Genomic DNA, 15914 nt, shown 5'->3' with positions numbered 1-15914 from the left:
GTGTGGGGGCTCCGCCCCCACAAGAAACAAACGAGACGACCCGTGCCTACGAAGTAGGCACGGGTCGTCCATCGTCGAGAGCCGCCTGACAGAATCGAACTGTCGACCTGTTCATTACGAGTGAACCGCTCTACCGACTGAGCTAAGGCGGCGTTGCTTCCCGGTGGTGGACCACCTGGCAGCGGCCCCAACAGTACCTGACGTCGGGCCGAGTCACCAAAGCGAATCGGATGTGATCTACGCCGACCTGTTCATGACGAGTGAACCGCTCTGGCGGACCATCTGCTCGCGACCGCCAGGCCCGCCACGACCGCCGTCGGGCGCGACCTCAGCAGGTGAGCTCGCCGTCCGGGATCGTGCCGTCGACGAGGTAGTCCTCCACGGCGCCGTTGATGCACTCGTTGGAGCGGCCGTAGGCCGTGTGGCCCTCGCCCTCGTAGGTGACGAGGAAGCCGGAGTCGAGCGTTTCGGCCAGCGCCTCGGACCAGCGGTACGGGGTCGCGGGGTCGTTCGTGGTGCCGATCACCATGATCGGCGCCGCGCCCTTCGCGTGGAGGTCGAACTCGCGCTTCGCGGCGGGGTACGGCCAGTCCGCGCAGTCCACGCCCGAGAAGCCGAACGACTCGCCGAGCGTCGGCGCATCCTCCACGATCTCGGCGGCGAGCTTCTTCATCTCCTCCAGGTCCTCCGTGGCGCGGGCGTCGGCGCAGTTGATCGCGCGGAACGCCTCCTCGCTGTTGGAGCCGAAGCTGCCGTCCGCGTTCCGGTCGTTGTAGTTGTCCGCGAGCAGCAGGAGCGTGTCGCCCTTGCCCTCCCAGAAGATCTCCTGCAGCGCCGTTGTCAGGTAGGACCAGTTGGCCTCGTTGTACAGCGGCATGGCGACCCCGTAGAACGCGAGCTTCTTGGTCACCACCCTGCCCGACGACGTCGCGATGGGGTGCGCCGCCGCATCGTTCACCATCGCCCTGATCTGCTGCAGCGCGACATCGACCGGGCCTCCGAGCGGACACTCGGTCCCCGCGAGGCAGTCCTCGACGTAGGCCCGCAGGGCGTTCTCGAAGCCGACGGCCTGCTCCGCGGCCACCTCGTCGGGGGTGAGCGTGATGTCGACCGCGCCGTCGAGCACCAGCCGGCCCGCGTTGCCCGGGAACAGGCCGGCATACGTGGCGCCGAGCTGCGTGCCGTACGAGTAGCCGAGATAGTTGAGCTTCTCGTCACCCAGGACCGCGCGGAGCAGGTCCATGTCGCGCGCGGCGCTCTGCGTGTCGACGTTGCCGAGCAGCTCGCCGGTGTTCTCGGCGCAGGCCCGACCCCAATCGCGGATGACCTCGATCTGCTGGGCGATGCCGGCGTCGGTGTCCGGGTAGTCGGTGCTGAGGAACTCGTCCTTGGCCTCGTCGTCCACGCAGGTCACCGGCGTGGACTCGCCGACCCCGCGGGGATCGAACCCGACGATGTCGAACTCGGCGCGCAGCCGGAACCCGAAGTTGCTGGTCGACTCCACGAGTCCGATGCCGGAGGCCCCCGGCCCGCCCGGGTTGACCAGGAGCGACCCCTGCGGGTCGTCCGTGGTGGCGGGCAGCTTCTTCATCGCGATCTCGATGCTGCCGGCGCCCGGTTCGTGCCAGTCGAGCGGGGCATCGACGGTGGCGCACTCGAAGCCCCCGCACTCGCTCCACTCGACGGGCTGCGCGTAGTAGTCCTCGAACCCGTCGGGCGCACCCGACGCCGCGGCGAGGCCGCCGCCCGCCTCGCTGCCGGACTTCCCCACGTCTTCGAGCGCTACCTGGTTCTTGGGGGGCACCGCACATGCCGCAAGCAGCAGGACAGGCACGAGCAGGCAGGCGACGACGGCCGCGGGGCGTCGGGCTGGGCGGATCACCTGGACAACCTATCGAAAATCGCGCCTGCGACTCGCCCGGGCGCGGCAGGATTCACCGCACCCTCACGACGTTTCCGTCGGCGATCCGCGCCGTTCAGTTCGCGACCCACGCGATGGGGCCGGGCTCACCGTCCGCCTCCCGGGCCGGGAGGTTCAGCGTGCCCTTGTCGCCGAGACGTACCGCCACGGCGGCGCCGTCCTCGACACCGTCCGGAGCCTGGACGACGCTCGTGGTCGGAACCCAGTCCGCGGTGCACATGCCCTCCCGTCGCGGCAGGAGGCCGACGACGACCTCACCGCTCTCCTCGGTCGCCTCCGGTTCGGCGATGACCGGGCAGGAACTGGAGTCGTTGGTCACCACGTAGATCAGGCCCGCTGCGGGCGACCAGGCCGCACCGGCCGGCGAGGACGTGCTTCCCTCGATGCCCTCCGGCAGGCCCGTGCCCGTGGCACCGGCCTCCAGCGGGTCGATCGCCTTGGCCTCGATCGTCGGCCTCACGTTGCGCGCTCCGTCGTCGTCCATGTCGCTCTCCTCGTCACCAGGCCCGGCGGTGTCGGACGGCGTGCTGCCGACCGTGGTCTCCTCGTCCGCGGCTCCGTCCTCCGCGCCGCCCGTCGTGTCCCCGCCGGCGCAACCGGCCAGCAGCGCGGACGCCAGCAGCACGCCTGCCAGTCCCGCGAACCGCACCCCACGGGCGCCCGTCGTACTCGTCATGCCGCGATCCTTCCATGAGCCACTGACATCGGCGTGGCCGCCGCGGAGGGCACGGCCGGGAACGGGGCGTGCCGGAGCGGAACCCCGGAGATGTCTCGAAAGGGTGGTGGGTGACGCTCCGGCCCACACTCCGGAGCGTCACCCACCCCTCCCATGTCTCGGAGGGCGGAGCGCTTGCACACCCAACAGAATAAAATTCACCCGGCCTGCGTCGCCGACGTCGACCGCCGACGACGTCGACCGCCAGCGACGTCGACCGCCAGCGACGTCGGCCACCGGCAAGGTCGGCCACCGCTCCCGCCCTCGGCATGCGGGACGTCCGCGCCGGACCCCGCCCGCCCGCGCCCGCCCCTGGGCGCCCGTCAACGATCGACGACGATCCAGGCCGCCGGCCCCGTCTCACCCGGCGCCTCGCGCGGAAGCAGGTCGGTCTTCCCCACCCCGCCGATCCGGAGCGACACCGTCCCCCCGTGGTCCGTGCCCGCGGGCGCCGCGACGACGGTGGTGGTCGGCACCCAGTCCGCCGTGCACACGGCGTCCGGCGGCGGTTCCGACAGCGTGACGTCGATGTCCCCCACCTCTCCGTCCACCGCCAGTCCGGCACCGGCCATGGTGTCGCGGGCCACGGGTTCAGGGATCCGCGGGCAGGTGCTGGACCCGAGCGTCACCACGTACAGCAGGCCGTCGGCCGGAGTCCACGCGCCGCCGGCCACCGTGGCGGACGAGTCGTCGAGCTCGACCCCCGGAGGCAGACCGCGCCGGCTCTGTCCGGGGACGAGGACGAAGAAGTCGTCGGCCGCCGCCGCACCGTCGTCGCTCGCGACGACGGACGGCGTGTCCACAAGGGACGGCGCGGACACGGCGGCCGCTCCGGCACCGCCGGCCGGCAGGACGAGCGCGAGTCCCGCGCCCGCCGCCACCACGGCACGTCGCGTGCTCTTGCGAACTGCGTCCTGCACGGCATCGATCTGCACGACGTCGATCTGCATGGCGTCAACCCTCCTGGGATCGGATCGGGCGTCGCGCCGGCTGTACGACGCCGCCCGCTACGCCCAGGATGTGCACATGCCGTCCCGTACGCGCCAGCAACCGTGCGCTGAGTTGCGCTGACTCTGCCCCGCCGGTCGCATCGGCGACGTGTGCTCGCTCCGTACGCGAGAGCTCGTGGACCTCGTCCTTCGCGTCAGCCGAACCGCAGCTTCGCCGGGGTCACCTCCGGCGCGGCCTTGGTGAGGAAGCGCCTGCGGAGGTCCGCGAAGCCGTTGCGGTCGTCGAAGAAGTCCCGCGCCATCTCCGCCAGCTCGACGGTCTGGTGATAGGACAGCGGTTTGGAGCGCGCGCGCAGCTCCGCACTCCGCGCGAGCATCGTGGCGAGCGTGGCCGGCTCGGCGTAGCCGCGGGCGGTCTCGCCGAGCCACTCGTCGAACTCCGCCATGTCGCGCGGCCCGACGCCGGAGATCATCCCGATCCGGTCCGCCTCGGCGGCGGAGATCGGCAGTTTGCGGTGCAGCAGCATGTCGGCGCGCTGTTCGCCGACCCGCTGGGGCAGGGCCCACGAGTGCAGCTCGGAGCCGAAGATGCCCATGTCGTAGTAGGGGTTGAGGACCACGCCGTCGCGGGCCACGGTGACGTCCGTGCACAGGCCGGCCATCACGCCGCCGGCGCCGGCGTTCGCCGTGAACGCGGTCACCGTGAGCTGGTCGGCGTTCGCCAGCACGAGGCACAGCTCGTCGATCGCCCAGATGTTCTCCCACGCCTCGGCCGCCGGGTCCGGTGCCGCGTCGATCACGCCGAGGTGGATGCCGTTGGAGAACGCGTGCTCGGTGCCGCGCACCACGAGAACCCGGGTGTCCTCGGTGAGGGCCTTCTCGACGGCGGTGGTGAACCGCCGACACTGCTCGGAGTACATCGCACCGTTGTAGGAGCGGAGTGTCAGGTAGCCGACGTGCTCGTCGCGCACGTAGGAGGTCTCCGCGAGCGCGTCGGGCACCTTGAGGTAGGGGGTCCGGCTCGCGTCGATCACCCGGGAGGCGGGCAGTTTGGTCCCGCGCCGCTCGGTAAGCACCGCGGCGTAGCCCACCCAGAGCGTGCCGCTGCCGCAGGCGATGGCGACGGCGTCGACGTTGTGCCCGACGACGGTACCGGGCGTGGCCCCGGTCTCGATGTCCGAGGCCACGGCGTCGAACAGGCAGACCCGGCGGCCCTGCACGTCGGCGGGCGCGCCGGGCGCGCTGTCGGCGGCGGCGACCCGGCGGGCCAGTTCCTCGGCCGGCTCGGCCCAGTCGAGCTCGAAGTCCTTGCGGCGCAGGAGCGGCCGCTCGCCGGTGTCGGCAACGACGCGGAGGCACTGGTCGGCGTCCAACGGCAGGTCGCCGCTGTCGACCTTGCGCAGCACCTCGTCCACGCAGGCCATCGCCGCATCCGCGACCCGGCTGTTGTAGAGGGCGGCCTTGGAGATCGGCTCGGCGGGCATGTCGAACACGTTCGACGCCCAGACCGGCCCGGCGTCCATCTCCTCCACGGCGGACAACGCGGTGACGCCCCACTGCTCCCGCCCGTCGAGGATGGCGTGGTCGAGGGACGAGGGGCCGCGGTCGCCGACCGGGCCGGGGTGCACGATCACGGTCGGGTACCTGCGCCACACCTGCTCGGGCACGCGGTGCTTCAGGAAGGGGCAGAGGATCAGGTCCGGTGCCGCCGACTCGACGGCCTCGACGAGGTCTCGCGGCTCGTCGAACGTTCCGGCCAGCTCCACGCCGACGTCGTGCCCGTGCTCCCGTAGATGGCACCACACACGTTGGGTCAAGCCGTTGAATGCTGAGACGAGCAGCAGGATCCGCATCGCGACGGGGCTCCTTCAGTTGTGGGTTCTGGCCTCGGGGGGTGCCGAGCCGGAGCCTAGCGAGCGATGCTCATTCCGGACAACACGGGATGTTGATGGCGGTTCGATCAGCCCTGCGGGCGCAGCGCGATCGTCATCGCCTCGCACGCCAGCAGCGGCGCCACGTTGCCGTCGAGGCGCTGACGAGCCACGGCGATCGCGTCCATGCGCCGGATCGTCTGCTCGGGCGTGGAATCCCGGGCGAGATCGCGGACCGTACCCGCGTGCTCCGTGTTGACCGGATCGACGTCGGCGCCGAGCTGAACCACGAGGACGTCCCGGTAGAGGGACAGCAGGTCGAGCATGGCCCGGTCCAGCACGTCGCGCTGGCGGCGGGTGGCGCGGCGCTTCTGCCCCTCCTCGAGCTGCTTCACCTGCGAGCGCAGCTTGGGCGGCAGCGGTTCGCCGTCGACCACCCCGAGAGCACGCAGCAGTTCCGCCTTCTCGGCGGCGTCGCGCTCCTCGGTGGCCGCGGCGGCCTCCTGCTTGGCGACGTCGACCAGTTCTCCGGCGGCGAGGACGGCGTCTCCGACGCCGCGGATCCGGCGGGCGATGCCGAGAACGGCGGACCGGCGCTCCCGGGCGCCCTCGTCGCGGGCCAACCGCCGGGCCATGCCGACGTGGCTCTGCGCCGCCCTGGCGGCCGTCAGCGCGACGGCGGGGTCCACGCCGTCGCGGCGGACCAGCAGGTCGGCGACGGCATCGGCGGGCGGGACCCGGAGCACCACGGCCCGGCAGCGGGAACGGATGGTGGGCAGCACGTCCTGCACGGACGGCGCGCACAGCACCCAGACCGTGTGCGGGGGCGGTTCCTCGATCGACTTGAGCAGCAGGTTTGTGGTCCGCTCGGCCATCCGGTCGGCGTCCTCGACGATGATCACCCGCCACCGGCCGAGCGTGGGGGTGCGGGCGGCTGTGCCGACCAGGTCACGGACCTCGTCGATGGTGATGACGACCTTGTCGGTGGCCAGGAGGGTGACGTCCGGGTGCGTGCCCGCCAGCGTCGTCGTGCAGGCGTGGCAGGCACCGCAGCCGCCCTGCTCGCACTGCAGCGCGGCCGCGAACGCCCGGGCCGCGACGGAGCGGCCCGAGCCGGGCGGGCCGGTGACCAGCCAGGCGTGCGTCATGGCCTCCGCGCGCGTCACCGACGCGCGCAGCATGGCGACGGCCGACTCCTGGCCCACGACCTCGTCCCAGACGCTCATGCCCGCCCCTCCGGCCCCGGGCCCGTCTCCCCGCGAGCGACGCCGCCCTCTTCGCCCTCGCCGGACGGGCGTGCGCCGTCGGGCGTCGGTCGCTCGCCGGACGGGTGCTCGGCGGCCTCCGTGACCGCCTCGGTCACCACGGGTGTCAGCCCGAGCCGGGCGGCGACGTCCACCCGGACCTGTGCCTGGATGTCCTCGACGGACCGGGCCGCGTCGACGACGATCCAGCGGCCCGGATCCGCCCCGGCGCGCCGCAGGTACGCCTCCCGCGTGCGGCGATGGAACTCGGCGCCCGCGCGCTCGAGGCGGTCCGGCGCCTCGCCGGTGACGGCACGACGCTCCGCAGCGATCCCGGGATCGAGATCGAGCAGCACCGTGGCGTCCGGGAGCAGCCCGTCCGTGGCCCACAGCGACAGGCGCTCGACGTCGCCCTCGCCGAGCGTGCGTCCGCCCGCCTGATAGGCGACCGACGAGTCGAGGTAGCGATCGGTGATGACCACCGCGCCGCGCTCCAGAGCGGGCCGGATCAGGGAGTCCACGTGATGGGCGCGGTCCGCGGCATAGAGGAGCGCCTCCGCGCGCGGCCCCATCTCCTCGCCGTGCAGCACCGCGGCCCGCAGCTCCTTGCCGAGGTCCGTGCCGCCGGGCTCGCGGGTGAGCAGGACCTCGCGGCCGGTCAGCTCGGCCAGCCAGTCGCCGAGCAGGCGGGCCTGCGTGGATTTCCCGACGCCATCGCCGCCCTCGAAGGAGATGAAGAATCCGCGTGTGCTCACGCCCGCAACACTAATGCGGGACACCGACATCGACGACGGGTGCAGCGGAGGGTACGGGCCGAGGAAGCAGCCGCCGCCGGATCACCGGTTGCGAAGACGGCCGGAGCCGAGGAACGAGGCTTCGCGGCGGCTGAGCCCGGCGGCGGCAGTCACAGCACGTGCCCGTAGCGGAATCCGAGCAGATGTCGAGAGGGCACGACACGGGCGGCCCGGACTACTTCTTGGCCGTCGACTTCTTCGTGGTGGTCTTCTTCGCGGGTGTCTTCTTCGCCGCCGGCTTCGTGGTGGCGGACTTCCGCGACGTCTTCTTCCTGGGCCCCTGCGCCCGCTTCTCCTCCAAGAGCTGGATCGCGCGCTCGGGAGTGATCGAGTCCGGCGTGAGGTCGCGGGGCAACGTACGGTTCGTCTCGCCGTCGGTCACGTACGGACCGAACCGGCCGTCCTTCACGAGGATCGGCTTCTTGCTGGTCGGATCCTCCCCGAGCTCCCGCAGCGGCGGTGCCGCGGCGGCGCGACCGCGGCGCTTGGGCTGCTTGTACAGCTCGAGCGCCTCCTCCAGCGTGACCGTGAAGAGGGACTCCTCGGTGGGCAGGGACCGCGAGTCGGTGCCCTTCTTGAGGTAGGGCCCGTAGCGGCCGTTCTGCGCCGTGATCTCGTCGCCGCTCTCCGGGTCGACGCCGACCACGCGCGGCAGCGAGAGCAGCCGTAGCGCGTCGTCGAGCGTGACGCTGTCCAGCGCCATGTCCTGAAACAGGGACGCCGTCCTCGGCTTCGGCAGCTTCGCCAGGGCGCGCTTGCGCGCCGCGGCGGACAGGTCGGGGTCTAGGTCCGGCTCCGGGAGCTGTTCGGTGACGTACGGCCCGAAGCGCCCGTTCTTCGCCACGATCGGGTGCCCGGAGTCCGGGTCGGTGCCGAGCACGCGCCCGTCGTCGGCCCCGGCGGCGAACAGCTCGCGCGCCTTCTCCACAGTCAGCTCGTCGGGCGCGATGTCGTCCGGGATGCGCGGCCGTACCGGCTTCTCGCCGTCGGCCACCTCGGCCCGGGTGTCCTCCAGGTACGGGCCGTAGCGGCCCACACGCACCCGGATCCCCTCGCCGATGTCGACGGAGTTGATCGCCGCCGCGTCGATCTCCCCGAGGTGCTCGACCAGGTCGCGCAGGCCGCCGCCGTGCGCGTCGACGCCCTCGGAGTCCGAGGTGCCGTCGGTGTCGGTGACGCCGGGTGCGTCCTCCCCGAAGTAGAACTCCCGCAGCCACGCCACGCGGTGGCGGTCGCCCGCGGCGATCTCGTCGAGGTCTGCCTCCATGGCGGCGGTGAAGTCGTAGTCGACGAGCCGCACGAAGTGCCGCTCGAGCAGCCGGACGACGGCGAACGCGCGCCAGGTCGGCACCAGCGCCTGGCCCCGGCTCCACACGTACTCGCGGTCCTGGATGGTCGAGATGATCGCCGCGTACGTGGACGGGCGGCCGATCCCGCGCTCCTCGAGCGCCTTGACCAGCGACGCCTCCGTGTAGCGGGCGGGTGGCGACGTCGTGTGCCCCTCGGCGGCGAGGTCGCGCCCGGTCAGCGCGTCGCCCTCGGCCATCCGCGGGAGGCGCGTCTCGCGGTCGCCCTTGCCCGACGCCTTGTCGGCGCCATCCGCGTCCGGGTCCAGGTCCCGCGACTCCTCGTACGCGGCGAGGAACCCGCGGAACGTGATCACCGTGCCGGAGGCCGTGAACACCGCCTCGCTGCCACCGTGAGCGGGTGCGGAGGCCGCCACGCGCGCGCCGAGCCGCACGGTCGCCGTCGAGCCCTTGGCGTCGGCCATCTGGGACGCGACGGTGCGCTTCCAGATCAGCTCGTACAGCCGGAACTGGTCGCCCGCGAGCTCGCCGGCCACCTGTGCCGGCGTGCGGAACGAGTCGCCGGCCGGACGGATCGCCTCGTGGGCCTCCTGCGCGCCCTTGCTCTTGGACTGGTACAGCCGCGGCGGCCCGGGCACGTACTCCGGTCCGTACAGCTCGGCGGCCTGGCGGCGAGCGGCGTCGGTCGCCTCCTTCGACAGCGACGGGCTGTCGGTACGCATGTAGGTGATGTACCCGTTCTCGTACAGCGCCTGCGCGGTCCGCATCGTCTGCCGCGAGCTCATCCGCAGCTTGCGGCCCGCCTCCTGCTGCAGCGTGGACGTGGTGAACGGGGCCGCGGGGCGGCGCGTGTACGGCTTGGTCTCGAGGCTCTTGACCTGGAAGTCGGCCCCGTCGAGACCGGCGACGACGGCGGTCGCCGACGCCTCGTCCAGCTGCACGACGCCGGTGCGCACCTTGAGCCGGCCCCGGTCGTCGAAATCGCGGCCCGTGGCGACCCGGTCCCCACCCAGGTGGGCGAGCCTGGCACGGAAGGCGGGCTGATCGGTGTCGTCGACCACCGCGAACGTCCCCGTGACGTCCCAGTAGCCGGCGGACACGAACGCCATGCGTTCACGTTCCCGCTCCACGACGAGCCGCGTCGCGACCGACTGCACGCGCCCGGCGGACGTGCCCTTGCCGACCTTGCGCCAGAGCACGGGGGAGACCTCGTACCCGTACAGGCGGTCGAGGATGCGGCGCGTCTCCTGGGCGTCGACCAGGTCCTGGTCCAGCTCCCGGGTGTTCTCCAGGGCCCGCATGATCGCCTCGCGGGTGATCTCGTGGAACACCATCCGCTTGACCGGCACCTTGGGCTTCAGCTCCTGGATCAGGTGCCAGGCGATCGCCTCGCCCTCGCGGTCCTCATCCGTGGCGAGGTAGAGCTCGTCGGCCTCCTTCAGAGCCCGCTTGAGCTCCGTGACCTTCTTCTTCTTGTCCGTGTGGACCACGTAGTAGGGGTCGAACCCGTTGTCGACGTCGACGGCGAACTTCCCGTACGGGCCCTTCTTCATCTCGGGGGGCAGGTCGCTGGGCTGCGGGAGGTCGCGGATATGTCCCACACTGGCCTCGACCTCGAAGTCGTCGCCGAGATAGCCCTGGATCTTGCGAGCCTTGGTGGGCGACTCGACGATCACGAGCTTGCGTGGCTGGGGCATCCGAATCCGTTCCTACTTCCTGGCGGTCTTCCTGGCGGTCTGCGTGTGGTGTGACGATCCGGGCCGCCACGTCGGCGTGCGGCACCGGCCAACCCACGGTACGCCACGGGTGGCTTCCAGACACTACCGCCCCCGTCGAGCCCGCGCAGGAAGGATCACCGCACGATCAGCGTGGGCGCGCGGTGGCCTGACGGACCACCAGGAGCGCCGCCGTGGTCGCCAGGCTCGCCGAAAGCACGGCGAGCACCGCACCGGCGTACGCGGTCATCAGGCCCGACGTCGGCAGCGGGCCGAAGCCCGCCACGGTCGCGATCGCCGGCACCGCCACGACGGCGGTCACGAGCGCGCCGGCGCCGAGCAGCACCGCCACCGTCACGGTGAACCCGCCGCCGTCGGACTCGCCGGGCCGGTCCAGCGCGGAGCGCGGTGTCAGGGCGCAGAGCAGCGCGCCCCAGGCGAGCACCACCAGCACGGCCGCGACGACGTCCGACGGCCGGTGCCAGCGGTCCACGATCGTGGCCACCGCCATGGCCGAGGTCGCGGCGGCGCCGCCCACCGCCACCAGCGGCCGCAGCCTGCGCGGCGCCGCCAGCAGCAGGCCCGCCCAGACGGAGGCGGCCACCGTGGTGTGCCCGCTGGGCAGCGTGTTCACCCCGCTGTTCCATCCCACGAGATGGTCGGGCCGGTACAGGATCTCGGCCTTGACCACCTGGGTGGTGACGTTCGCGCCCGCGATCAGCACGGCCACCTGCCCGGCCACCAGCCAGCGGCCGCGCACCAGCGCCACGGCGACCGCCACGAGCGATCCCACCACCAGCCACCGCATCCCGCCGAGCTCGAGGACCGGATCGGCGAGCCGGGCGAGCGCGTCCTGGAAGCGGTCCGCACCCTCGAACGCGGCTTCCTCCGTGCGCTGCCCGGACCACGTGACGACCATCACGCGCCAGACCGCCCACACGCCGACCGCCGAGATCAGCGCGACCACCGCCGCGCCGATCCGGGCGCCACGAGACCGCCGACCACCGGGCCGGGCGGGAGACGTCAGCTGCACAGCAGTCGTTGCCACGAGCACACGGTAAGCGAGCTGTCCGACATCCGGTCCCAGCACGCACCCAGCTCCGGCACACCCCCGCGGGCAGGACACAGGGTGAGCACAGGTTCGCCTCAGCGATCCCCCATCACCGCGCGCACACTGAAACCCATGACCACGACCGCGCACCGGACGACGTCGGGCACCGCCACGGCCCCCGCCCCCGGCAACCCGCACCTGACCCGCCCGGACGGCTCGCCGCTGCGCGTCCTCGTGGTCGACGACGAGCCCGACATCGCCGAGCTGCTCGCCGCGACCCTGCGCTACGAGGGCTGGGACGTGTCCACCGCCGGCACGGCGAGCGCCGCCACCACCGCCGTGCGCGAGAACGCACCCGACCTGCTTGTGCTCGACGTCATGCTGCCCGACTCCGACGGCGTGTCGCTCCTGAGCCGCCTCCGCGCGAGCGGGCACGAGATGCCCGTCCTGTTCCTCACCGCGAAGGACGCCGTCGAGGACCGCATCGCCGGCCTCACCGCCGGCGGCGACGACTACGTCACCAAGCCGTTCAGCCTGGAGGAGGTGGTCGCCCGGCTGCGCGGCCTGCTGCGCCGTGCGGGCGCCTCGCCGATCCGGCCGGAGTCCGCCGTCGTGGTCGGCGACCTCGTGCTGGACGAGGAATCGCACGACGTCACCCGCGGCGGCACCGAGCTCCGGCTCACCGCCACCGAGTTCGAGTTGCTGCGCTACCTCATGCGCAACTCCCGCAAGGTGCTGTCCAAGGCACAGATCCTCGACCACGTGTGGAACTACGACTTCGGCGGGCGCGCCAACATCGTCGAGCTGTACATCTCCTACCTGCGCCGCAAGGTCGACAAGGGACGCGAGCCCATGATCCACACCCTGCGCGGCGTGGGATACGTGCTCAAGCCCGCGGCCGGGACGTCCCGGAGCGACACGAGCGACCCGGCCGCCGTCCCGTGACCCTCCTGCCGCCCACCCTCCGCGCGCGGCTCGTCGCGACACTGCTGCTCGTACTGCTCGCGTTCACCCTCGTCGTCGCCACCGCCTCCACGCTCGCACTGCGCTCCCAGCTCACCGTCCGCCTCGACGAGGAACTCGTCCAGGCGTCCCGGCGGGCGGCCGAACCACCACCGCTCGCCCTCGTCCGCGACCGCCTGCTCGGCACCCGGCCCGGCGACACCGCCACCGGAACCCCGCCGACCGACGACCCACGGGGCACCGACGATCCGGCGTCCACCGACCCCGGCCTCCGGGGCGCTCCATGGCTGGGCCAGAACACCGGGACGCTCGTGATCGTGTACGCCGACGGCGAGGTCGTCCGCGCCGGGTACCTCACCGGAGACGGCGCCTTCGCCGCACTGACCGGCGACCAGATCGCCGCCCTCGAACGGGTCCCCGCCGACGCCCGCCCTCACGCCGTCGACGTCCCCGACCTGGGCTCCTACCGCGCCGTCGCCACCACCACCTCCGCCGGCGAGCCGTCCGTCCTCGCCATGCCCACCAGCGACGTCACCGACACGCTCACGCGCTACGTCGCGGTCGAGATCGTGATCGGTGTGGCCGGCATGGCCGTCGCAGCGGCCGCCGGGACCTGGCTGGTACGGCGCTCGCTGCGCCCCCTCGACGAGGTCGCCGCGGCCGCGGTGAACGCCTCCGACCTCGAGCTGGCCCGCGGCGAGGTTGGTGCGATCCCCCGCGTCCCCGCCGCGCACACCGATGAGCGGACCGAGGTCGGCAAGGTCGGCGCCGCCCTGAACCGGCTGCTGGGACACGTCGAGCAGGCCCTGACCGCCCGGCACGACTCCGAGTCGCAGGTCCGGCAGTTCGTCGCCGACGCGTCCCACGAGCTCCGCACACCCCTCGCCTCCGTCCGCGGGTACGCCGAGCTCGCGCGGCGTCCCGGCGCCGCCGTCGACCACGCGCTGACCCGGATCGAGGCCGAGTCCGAGCGCATGGGCGGGCTCGTGAACGACCTCCTGCTGCTCGCCCGGCTGGACGCCGGACGACCCCTGGAGCGCGCACCCGTAGACCTCGTGGCGCTCGCGGCGGACGCCCTCGGGGATGCCCATGCCGCGGGCCCGGACCACGTCTGGGAGCTGGAGCTGGACGGCTCCCTGTCCGGCGAGGCGGAATCGGACGGCGCGGAGGCGAGCGGGGCGGAGTCGGACGGGGCGGACGACGACGCCGGCCCGCCGGAGGCGATCGTGGTCGGCGACGAGGCTCGGCTGCGGCAGGTCTTCGCGAACCTGCTGGGCAACGCCCGCATGCACACACCGGAGGGAACCCGCGTGGTGGTGTCCGTCCGGACGGAGCGACCGCCGTCGTCCCGCGCGGCCGCGGGGGACGGCACCGGCGGCGCGACGGGCCGCACGATCGCCGTCGTCTCCGTGTCCGACGACGGTCCGGGTATCCCCGCGGAGCTGCGGGGCACGCTGTTCCAGCGCTTCACACGTGGCGATCGCGCACGCGGCCACGCGGGCGGCTCGACCGGCCTGGGGCTGGCGATCGTGGCGGCGATCGTCGCGGCCCACGACGGCGAGGTCACGGTCGCGGGTCCGCCCGCCGGGCGGGGCACCACGATGGAGGTCCGGATCCCCCTGGTGGCGCCGGGGCGGGAATGACCCGCACCGGCGCCCTCCGGACCTCCAGGTGATCGGCCGCCCCTCGGGCGATCGGCGGATCACGACGATCGTCCGACGGACCGACCGCACCGTGTGGTTCAGACGGTCAGAGCTCCCGGGTCACGGGGCGTTGTAGCCGCCCGTGTAGGAGCCGGAGCCCGAGTACGCGTGCACGACCCAGCGGTAGTAGCCGGATGTGCCCGAGTAGGTGACGGTCTCGTCGGACGACGACGTGATGCCCTGCGCGACGGTGCTCCAGCTGCTGCCGTTCCACTTCTGCAGGTACAGGTCGAAGTCGGTGCCGCTCGGCCCGTCGAGGCAGCCCGCGTGCGCGCCCGACGAACCCGTGTAGAAGTACGAGCCGTTCGGGTGCGCGGCCGATCCGCCGGACGAGAGCGAGCCGGAGAGGGACGACTCGTAGCCGGAGCAGTCGCCCGGCCCCGGGTTGCCGCCGCCACCGCCGTTGGTGATGAGGGACACGCCCGCGGCCGACAGGGCCTCGCCCACCGGCTGGAAGTACGTGGTGCCGCCGGACGAGCAGTTGCCCGAGCCGCCGGACGTCATGCCCTGCGCGAGCGTGCCGGCGAGCAGCGAGCCTCCGGAGTCGCCCCGCTCCGCGCAGACGTTCGTGCGGATCAGGCCGTGCACGGAGCCCTCGGCATAGGTCACCGTGGCGTTCAGCGCCTGGATGGTGCCGCAGTGCCAGCCCGTCGTCGACCCCGAACGGCACACGGACGTGCCGACGCCTGCCTGCGAGTGGCCCGAGACGTTGACGCGGCCGCCGGAGTAGTTGTTGACGGCGCCGACCAGCGTGTTGCCCGAGGCCACCTGGACGTAGGCGTAGTCGTTGCCCGGGAAGCTCGACGTGCGGAAGGTGCCCGACGGCGAGCTCGTGGTCGCCCCCACCCGTCCGCAGTGACCGGCGGTGACGAAGCCGCCCGTCGCCGAGAAGCCGACGGAGCAGCGGGAGGATCCGATGTAGTAGGCGTTGCCGCCGACGACGTCGATCAGCGTGCGCGGCTGCTCGTCGGTCACCTGGTAGGTCACGGCGTCGGCCGGGATGCCGGCCTTCCGGATCGCCTTGGCCGCCTTGGCCTTGGCCCCCCGGTGGACGTCGACGACGACCTGGTTGCTCTCGACGTCCACGTAGAACGACGGGATGCCCTGCGTGTCGGCGAGCACGTCGTCGAGCTCGGCCTTCCAGCCGTCGAGGGCCTCGAGCGAGTGGTCGACGACGACGGCCTCCGCGCCGGCCTTCTCGACCGCCGCCACGTCCGCGGTGTCGGTGACGGCCACGGTCAGCGCCTCGGCGCCGTCGAGCCAGGATCCGGCGAACGACTCGTCCAGGCTCTTGGCGAGCCGCTCGGAGGTCGCGTTCGCGCCGGCCTGGAACTCCATGAGCTCGACGGCCTCGGCCGCCTCGAGCCCCAGGTCGCGCTCCATTGCGCGCAGGAGCCCGGGCTCGTACATCTCGATGGCGTCGGACTCGGGTGCGGGTACCGGTGAGGCGTTTGCGACGGCGGCGGTCCAGACCCCGCCGACGAGCGTCGTGGCAGCGGTGGCTGCGACGAGCGCCCTGGTGCGTGTTCGTCTCATGTCCAGCTACTCCTTGTGTGGGGTTTCCTGGGTGTTTTCACCCAAAATCACACTAAGGGCGGGAGGTGACGTTGCCCAGATAGCACTCAGGTCATACATAGACTTTATGGAAGAGGGAGGTGGGGCTCGGCCGGCTGCCGGGAC

Annotated in this window: 11 protein-coding genes and 1 tRNA gene; 2 read left to right on the top strand and 10 right to left on the bottom strand. The window is 72.4% G+C overall.

The features are described 5' to 3' along the window. Positions 1 to 79: 79 nt before the first annotated feature. The 9 genes from IIE03_RS03735 to IIE03_RS03695 all read right to left on the bottom strand — a co-directional run bounded on the left by IIE03_RS03735 (position 80) and on the right by IIE03_RS03695 (position 11565). Positions 80 to 152 (bottom strand) — tRNA-Thr (locus IIE03_RS03735). A gap of 176 nt (positions 153 to 328) precedes the next feature. Next, positions 329 to 1882, bottom strand: a complete 1554-nt coding sequence (locus IIE03_RS03730; RefSeq protein ID WP_192861402.1) for an alpha/beta hydrolase — start codon at positions 1880 to 1882, stop codon at positions 329 to 331. A gap of 94 nt (positions 1883 to 1976) precedes the next feature. Further along, positions 1977 to 2597, bottom strand: a complete 621-nt coding sequence (locus tag IIE03_RS03725; protein ID WP_192861424.1) for a hypothetical protein — start codon at positions 2595 to 2597, stop codon at positions 1977 to 1979. Between the two features lie 362 nt (positions 2598 to 2959). After that, the gene (locus tag IIE03_RS03720) at positions 2960 to 3586 is read right to left on the bottom strand and encodes a hypothetical protein (RefSeq protein ID WP_192861401.1); all 627 of its coding nucleotides are present in this window, start codon (positions 3584 to 3586) and stop codon (positions 2960 to 2962) included. Between the two features lie 194 nt (positions 3587 to 3780). After that, entirely contained in the window at positions 3781 to 5403 is a 1623-nt protein-coding gene (locus IIE03_RS03715; RefSeq protein WP_225997212.1) for an enoyl-CoA hydratase-related protein, read from the bottom strand. Positions 5404 to 5546: 143 nt separating this feature from the next. Next, positions 5547 to 6683, bottom strand: coding sequence for a DNA polymerase III subunit delta' (locus tag IIE03_RS03710; RefSeq protein ID WP_192861397.1), 1137 nt, complete (start codon positions 6681 to 6683; stop codon positions 5547 to 5549). Continuing rightward, on the bottom strand, positions 6680 to 7456 hold the full coding sequence (gene tmk, locus IIE03_RS03705; protein WP_318842785.1) for a dTMP kinase: 777 nt from the start codon (positions 7454 to 7456) through the stop codon (positions 6680 to 6682). Before tmk ends, IIE03_RS03710 begins: the two co-directional genes overlap by 4 nt. 214 nt (positions 7457 to 7670) lie before the next feature. Continuing rightward, positions 7671 to 10499: a type I DNA topoisomerase gene (gene topA, locus IIE03_RS03700; protein ID WP_192861394.1), complete on the bottom strand. Its 2829-nt coding sequence runs from the start codon at positions 10497 to 10499 to the stop codon at positions 7671 to 7673. Positions 10500 to 10665: 166 nt separating this feature from the next. Next, positions 10666 to 11565 (bottom strand): phosphatase PAP2 family protein, encoded by a 900-nt coding sequence (locus tag IIE03_RS03695; RefSeq protein WP_318842784.1) that lies wholly within the window; start codon positions 11563 to 11565, stop codon positions 10666 to 10668. 135 nt (positions 11566 to 11700) lie between these two features. On the opposite strand from IIE03_RS03695, the gene IIE03_RS03690 reads away from it, so the two are divergent. Next, positions 11701 to 12513 (top strand): response regulator transcription factor, encoded by an 813-nt coding sequence (locus IIE03_RS03690; protein ID WP_318842783.1) that lies wholly within the window; start codon positions 11701 to 11703, stop codon positions 12511 to 12513. Then, entirely contained in the window at positions 12510 to 14174 is a 1665-nt protein-coding gene (locus IIE03_RS03685) for a sensor histidine kinase (RefSeq protein WP_192861392.1), read from the top strand. The genes IIE03_RS03690 and IIE03_RS03685 overlap by 4 nt, the downstream gene beginning before the upstream one ends. 120 nt (positions 14175 to 14294) lie before the next feature. Here IIE03_RS03685 and IIE03_RS03680 read toward each other — a convergent pair whose 3' ends face one another. After that, on the bottom strand, positions 14295 to 15770 hold the full coding sequence (locus tag IIE03_RS03680) for a S1 family peptidase (protein WP_192861390.1): 1476 nt from the start codon (positions 15768 to 15770) through the stop codon (positions 14295 to 14297). Positions 15771 to 15914 lie beyond the last annotated feature (144 nt).

This window comes from Myceligenerans pegani, assembly GCF_014892515.1.
Classification (GTDB): domain Bacteria; phylum Actinomycetota; class Actinomycetes; order Actinomycetales; family Cellulomonadaceae; genus Myceligenerans; species Myceligenerans pegani.
Note: the sequence above shows the minus strand (reverse complement) of the source record. Positions and strands in the feature narration are given on the sequence as shown.

What these genes read in the sequence shown, in the direction of transcription:
- IIE03_RS03725 (WP_192861424.1), bottom strand. Translation starts at nt 2,597, where the DNA reads ATGACGAGTACGACGGGCGCCCGTGGGGTGCGGTTCGCGGGACTGGCA.
- IIE03_RS03720 (WP_192861401.1), bottom strand. Translation starts at nt 3,586, where the DNA reads ATGCAGATCGACGTCGTGCAGATCGATGCCGTGCAGGACGCAGTTCGC.
- IIE03_RS03710 (WP_192861397.1), bottom strand. Translation starts at nt 6,683, where the DNA reads ATGAGCGTCTGGGACGAGGTCGTGGGCCAGGAGTCGGCCGTCGCCATG.
- topA (WP_192861394.1), bottom strand. Translation starts at nt 10,499, where the DNA reads ATGCCCCAGCCACGCAAGCTCGTGATCGTCGAGTCGCCCACCAAGGCT.
- IIE03_RS03690 (WP_318842783.1), top strand. Translation starts at nt 11,701, where the DNA reads ATGACCACGACCGCGCACCGGACGACGTCGGGCACCGCCACGGCCCCC.
- IIE03_RS03680 (WP_192861390.1), bottom strand. Translation starts at nt 15,770, where the DNA reads ATGAGACGAACACGCACCAGGGCGCTCGTCGCAGCCACCGCTGCCACG.